Source organism: Dysgonomonas sp. Marseille-P4677 (assembly GCF_016652235.1).
In the GTDB taxonomy this organism is placed as follows: Bacteria; Bacteroidota; Bacteroidia; order Bacteroidales; family Dysgonomonadaceae; genus Dysgonomonas.
The window spans coordinates 1-6,127 of sequence record NZ_JAEPKU010000186.1 but is presented as its reverse complement, the minus strand read 5'-3'; the positions used below and the strand labels follow the sequence as shown (position 1 = coordinate 6,127).

Below are 6,127 nucleotides of genomic sequence, written 5' to 3'. Positions count from 1 at the left end.
ATTATATATTATGTGTTTTGTCTTCTATAAGATTCAGGTTTTGGCAGAACTGTTTAAATTAAAAATTTGAGTTAAAGTTTTTATGATTGTCGATACAAGCTTTCCGATCTTTTGAAAGCTATATACTTCTAATCTATTCAAATGTAACATTTTTATTTTACAGTAAGGAATTTTGGCTTAAAAAATGATTCGTAAATATAGGGTAAAAAATATAGAGACGATCCAATTTTTTCGGATCGCCTCTATATTTTTATAATGACTTTAGAAACTACTTAATGATTACATACTTTGCTGATGTCCACAGTGAAACCACTGTCGGCAGGCATAAATTTACCTTTGTTTTTTAGAAAAATAAAAAGATCGTCTATACTCATATTTTCAGCCGAGCAAGCATAAAATGTTTGATTTTCTCCAAATTTTTCTTTTATGGCCTCTTTTAATGAAGCTTCTGTATAGTTGTTTCCTTCCATCATATGAAGTACTTCGTGAGCATGTTTTTGTTCCATATAAAATTATGCATTAATTATTATCGGACAAAGATAATCTCTTTGTTGGAGAATAGTATGTAACAATTGTTACATACTATAAAACATTATACATCAGAAAAAATATTAAAAATTAAAAAACTTTTAGCAAAATGATTTGTTTTAATCATGATACAAACCAAAACATTTTTTATGAAGAAGGCTATTCTAATAATTAGCTTGGTTCTTTTTGTTTATACAGGAATACAGGCATGTTCACGTGTTGTTTATAAAGGAAAAGACAATCTTGTTCTCACAGGGCGAACAATGGATTGGAGTGAAGATATACAAAGTAATATTTGGATATTTCCCAGGGGTATGGAGCGCAACGGAATGGTTGGCCCTAATTCGATAAAATGGAAATCCAAATACGGTAGTATTATTACCTCGGCTTACGATATTTCGAGTACAGATGGAATGAATGAAAAGGGGTTGGTCGCTAATTTGTTATGGTTGGTAGAATCTCAGTATCCGGCTTGGGATCAAAAGAAGCCTGGTCTTACAATATCGGCTTGGGTACAATATATGCTAGATAATTTTGCTACTGTGAATGAGGCTGTTTCTGCTATGAAAGAGGAATCATTCGTAATCGTGTCTGATAAAATGCCCGACGGATCACGCTTTGCGACTCTGCATTTATCTATTTCAGATGCAGAAGGAGACAATGCTATATTTGAATATATAGATGGTAAGCTGGTTATACATCATGATAAATCATATCAGGTAATGACAAATTCACCTATATTCGAAAAACAACTGGCTCTCAATGAATATTGGAAAGAAATAGGAGGTACAGTTATGCTTCCCGGTACGAACAGAGCGGCAGATCGTTTCGTCAGGGCCTCTTTCTATGTGCATGCAATTCCTCAGACTGCCGATCCGTATATAGGTACAGCAGGTATATTCAGCGTTATTCGCAATGTTTCTGTTCCATATGGTATCAGCACACCTAATCATCCTAACATATCGTCTACCAGGTGGAGGACAGTATCTGATCAGAAAAATAAAATATATTACTACGAGTCGGTGCTTACTCCTAATACATTTTGGATCAACTTCAAAAATATTGACTTCTCGGAAAAAGCTCCTGTGAAAAAATTAAATCTGACAAAAGGGGAAGTTTATGCAGGTGATGCTTATAAAGATTTTAAAGTAAGTGAACCTTTCACCTTTTTAGGTATATAATATATACTATAGGATTAATTTATATGTATATATTCGGATGTCTCTCTTTTTTGACGATATCCAGTATCTTTTTTCTAAAAGATCTTCTTTATACATAGGAATTTTCTCCTATTTTTATTATGTTTGATGAACAGAAACTCAAATGAATTTGCACAATCTAAATTGTGGTTAATTCTAGACTTGTATTGAATATCAAACATAATATTAGATGAAAAACGGGAGTATAGTAGTTGTAGACGATAATAAAAATGTTTTAAGTGCTTTACGTATTCTATTGACAAATTACTTCGAAGAAGTATTTTTACTATCGTCTCCCAATTCGCTAATTACTACAATAAAGGAAAAGAATCCTGATATAGCGTTACTGGATATGAACTATTCGGCTGGAATCAATACGGGTAATGAAGGACTGTATTGGTTGTCTGAAATAAAAAAGATAAATCCGGAAATGCCTGTTGTTTTGTTTACAGCGTACGCAGATATTTCTTTAGCAGTAAGAGCTTTAAAGGAAGGAGCTACAGACTTTGTAGTTAAACCATGGGATAATACGAAATTGATCGCAACTCTTCAATCGGCATACGCCCTATGTGAATCTCGAAAAGAGGTAAAGAAGTTAAAAGAAAAACAAAAACTGCTAAATTCCGAGTTAAGCAAAGAAGAAGATATTTGCTGGGGACAATCCAAATCTATGCAAAGCTTACTTGATATGGTAAAGAAAGTAGCTTCTACAGATGCGAATGTTTTGATCACAGGAGAAAATGGAACAGGCAAGGAGTTGATAGCTAAAACAATACATAGGTATTCTTCCCGCAATAATGAAACTTTGGTGACAGTCGATATGGGGGCTGTAACCGAGTCTTTGTTCGAAAGTGAACTTTTCGGACATGTAAAGGGATCATTTACGGATGCCAAATCGGATAGAGCCGGCAAATTTGAAGCGGCAGATAAGGGTACGCTGTTTTTAGATGAAATAGGCAATCTGCAAATTACGTTACAAGCAAAGCTTTTAACAGCCTTACAATCCAGAAAGATAGTCAGAGTGGGTAGTAATAAGCCTATAAATGTAGATATTAGGCTTATTTGTGCTACCAATGCAAATTTGTTTGAAGAGGTTTCGCAAGGATTGTTCAGAGAAGACTTATTATATAGAATTAATACTATCCAGCTGGAAGTTCCTCCTCTGCGTCAAAGAGCGGAGGATATTGCTCAACTGGCAATTTATTTTCTTAATCGTTTCAAAACAAAGTATAACAAGCCACATCTTGTAATTAGTAAAGAAGCAATAAAGAAATTAGAAAACTATTCTTGGCCGGGAAATGTGCGAGAATTACAACATGCTGTGGAGAAAGCTGTAATCTTAAGTGATGGTGATATTCTGCATCCATCAGATTTTTATATGAGGACCATAGAAGAGAAGGAGGCTATACTTGAATCTATAACATTGGATGAAATGGAAAAAATATTGATTCAGAAAGCAATGAAAAATAATGATAATAATATATCAGCCGTTGCAAATGAATTAGGGGTAACGCGTCCTACTTTATATAATAAACTTAAGAAATACGGACTATAAAAGAAAACCTGCGATGTTTAAATCGATTGAATACCAGCTATATATTTATTTAATTCTCTTAGTGGCTTCTACAGGTTTAGCGGTCTATCTATTTACTATTCAGGCATATGTATATGCTATATTTTTTGTTTTTCTTATAGGTTTCTCTATTGTTAGGCTTTATATGACCTATAATAAGTACAATAAAAATATTTTGTTCCTTCTTAACGCGATTGAAAGCGGAGACTATGCTTTCAATTTTACGGAGAAAAAACTGTCCAGAAGAGAACGGGAATTGAATAGGATGATGAACAGGATCAGGGATATTTTGTCTAAAGCAAAACAGGAGGTTGTAGAAAATGAAAAGTTTCTTAGCCTAATTATTCAGAACGTTCCCACAGGATTGATTATTTTGGACGATAGAAATAATGTTAGACATGCCAATAGTGCAACCACAAAACTACTCGGTCTGCCTGTTTTTACTCATCTCAACCAACTGAGAATAATTAACAAGGATCTCCCAGATATGTTTAGGGAGTTGAAAGTCGGTGACGAAAATAAGCAAATTAAAATTCTTAATGAAAAGGAAGAAGTACAGATAAGTTTGAGTGTATCAAGTATCAAAATTCAATCTGCAAGCTTAAAAATTATTACACTCTACTCTATCAACGACGAATTGGAGGCAAAAGAAATGGAATCGTGGGTGAAATTGATTCGGGTAATGACTCATGAAATCATGAACTCTATAGCCCCGATTACATCACTTACAGATACCTTGCTGTTCTCATACAAAAATCTTGATTTTACCGATTTTCAGATGCTGAAAGATACTACTATAGACGCACTTTCTGTTATAAACTCAACCGCCAAAGGGCTTACCTCCTTCGTGGAGTCGTATCGGCAATTTTCCGGAGTAGCCAAGCCAACATGTGTAAGTATTCAGTTGCTACCGTTTATTAGCTCTATACTAATGTTGGAAGATGCTGAAATGAAATCTAAAAATATTAACGTGGCACTAAACTATGACTCTGAGGAATTGACCGTTTTGGCTGATAGCTCACAGTTGAGCCAAGTTATAGTTAATCTGTTGAAGAATGCAATTGAAGCCCTAAATGATGTTCAAAATCCTACAATAAAGATAAATATATCGAGAGAACAAAAAGATAAGATACAAATCAATATTGCAAATAATGGTGCAGCTATTCCATCCGAAGTCGTTGAAAATATATTTATACCTTTCTTTACTACTAAAAAATCAGGGTCGGGGATAGGCTTGAGCGTTTCCCGATATATAATGAGGCTGCATGGCGGTAATCTAAAACATTCTTTCGAAGATGGTTGGACTATATTCAGCCTTAGTCTATTAAATGAGTAATATTTATCCGGAACAACTAAAATATACGCTTGTTATTCGCTACTTAATGATTTTACAGGATTGGCATTTGCAGCCTGCCAAGTCATTATACTGACTGATATTAGTGTTAATGATAATACAATAAGTAGTGCTACAAGAAAAACGATAGGAGTAATGCTGATTCTATATGCAAAATTCTCTAGCCATCGATTGACAATATAATAAGATATTGGAGCTCCTATAATGAAGGCTAAAGTAACATATTTAACAGAGTCATAATTGAGTATATTTAAGACTTGTATTACGGTTGCTCCATTTATTTTTCTGATAGCAATTTCTTTCTTGCGTTGTTCTACTTGATAAAGAGCCATTGCAAAAATACCCATTACTGTGATTACTATAGAAAAGACGGAGAATATCGTTATAAGTTGTGATAAACGGCTTTCTTTTTCATACCACTGATTAATGGTCTCATCAATAAACTTAATTTCTTGCAATGAATGCCCTATAAATTTAGTGTGAGTTTCCTTTATTTGTTTTGCGGTTTCAAATAAATCGGCATTTGGTGATATTTTTACAAGCAGGCTCCAAGGATAACGATCGTCCGTCATCGGTTGTATAAAGGCTGGACCAATAGGTTTGGTCAGGGGACGGAAATGAAAATCTTTAGCAACACCCGTTACCGGATATTCATTATTTCCAAACTTAGCAATATAATTTGTTGTATCAACATTTAGTATGTTCATGCTTTGCTCATTCATAATTACTCCACCTAGTTGATGCATCCCTGTTGGAGTAATATCTATATCGAATATCTGATAAAAAGAAGAATCGACTGTGAAAATCTGAAATCCTACACTTTCCCCATTTATTTCTTCAGTATTATTATTGCCTCCATCTATAGGATTTCCGGCGGTGAAAGAAGCAGCTTCAACATCTGGTATTTTCATTATCTCGTTTTTGAGTGCTGCCTTTTGACTGGCTGAACAAGGTTGTGAAATAATTAAAGTTCTGTTTTTATCTACACCTATATTATTTTTGATTAAAAAGTTGAATTGCAACAAAATAAAGAATCCAACAATAATAAGAACAATAGATACAGTATATTGAAAAGAAGTGAATATCTTCGAGTATATCGATTTTAATTTACGTTTATATCTGCCTTTCAGAATCTCAATAGGTTGAAATTTAGAGGTCATCAGGGCAGGTATTATTCCGGCAATAATACCTATTAGAATGAGGCTTGATAATCCTATTACAATATATTGAACAGAAAGATAGGTCTCCAAATGAATTTGGGAATTTAAAACATTTTCAAAATAAGGCCTTAGTAGCAATGCTATTGCAAATCCTAAGATGCTTGTTATAAATATCATTACTATAGACTCTAGCAAACCTTGTAGAATAATCGATTTATTATCTGCACCCAAGAGCTTTCTCGTAGCTATTTCGTTTGCTCTGATAGAGGTTTGTGCTACAGTCATATTTATATAATTAAGTATTGCCACAGTA

The 6,127-nt window shown here is 33.8% G+C and carries 5 protein-coding genes; 3 read left to right on the top strand and 2 right to left on the bottom strand.

Annotated features, from left to right (window positions below; translation table 11 throughout):
• Positions 1–272 precede the first annotated feature (272 nt).
• Positions 273–506, bottom strand: coding sequence for a YecH family metal-binding protein (locus tag JGH11_RS18620; protein ID WP_201114314.1), 234 nt, complete (start codon positions 504–506; stop codon positions 273–275).
• 171 nt (positions 507–677) lie between these two features.
• On the opposite strand from JGH11_RS18620, the gene JGH11_RS18615 reads away from it, so the two are divergent.
• The 3 genes from JGH11_RS18615 (at position 678) to JGH11_RS18605 (ending at position 4,636) form a co-directional block, all read left to right on the top strand.
• On the top strand, positions 678–1,709 hold the full coding sequence (locus JGH11_RS18615; RefSeq protein WP_201114312.1) for a linear amide C-N hydrolase: 1,032 nt from the start codon (positions 678–680) through the stop codon (positions 1,707–1,709).
• A 208-nt stretch (positions 1,710–1,917) separates the two neighbouring features.
• Positions 1,918–3,282 carry a sigma-54 dependent transcriptional regulator gene (locus JGH11_RS18610; protein WP_201114310.1) on the top strand — a complete coding sequence of 455 codons (1,365 nt, stop codon included), beginning with the start codon at positions 1,918–1,920 and terminating at the stop codon, positions 3,280–3,282.
• A 13-nt stretch (positions 3,283–3,295) separates the two neighbouring features.
• Positions 3,296–4,636, top strand: a complete 1,341-nt coding sequence (locus JGH11_RS18605) for a PAS domain-containing sensor histidine kinase (RefSeq protein ID WP_201114308.1) — start codon at positions 3,296–3,298, stop codon at positions 4,634–4,636.
• A gap of 32 nt (positions 4,637–4,668) precedes the next feature.
• Here JGH11_RS18605 and JGH11_RS18600 read toward each other — a convergent pair.
• The coding region (locus tag JGH11_RS18600) for an ABC transporter permease (protein WP_201114306.1) at positions 4,669–6,127 on the bottom strand (1,459 nt) is incomplete at its 5' end.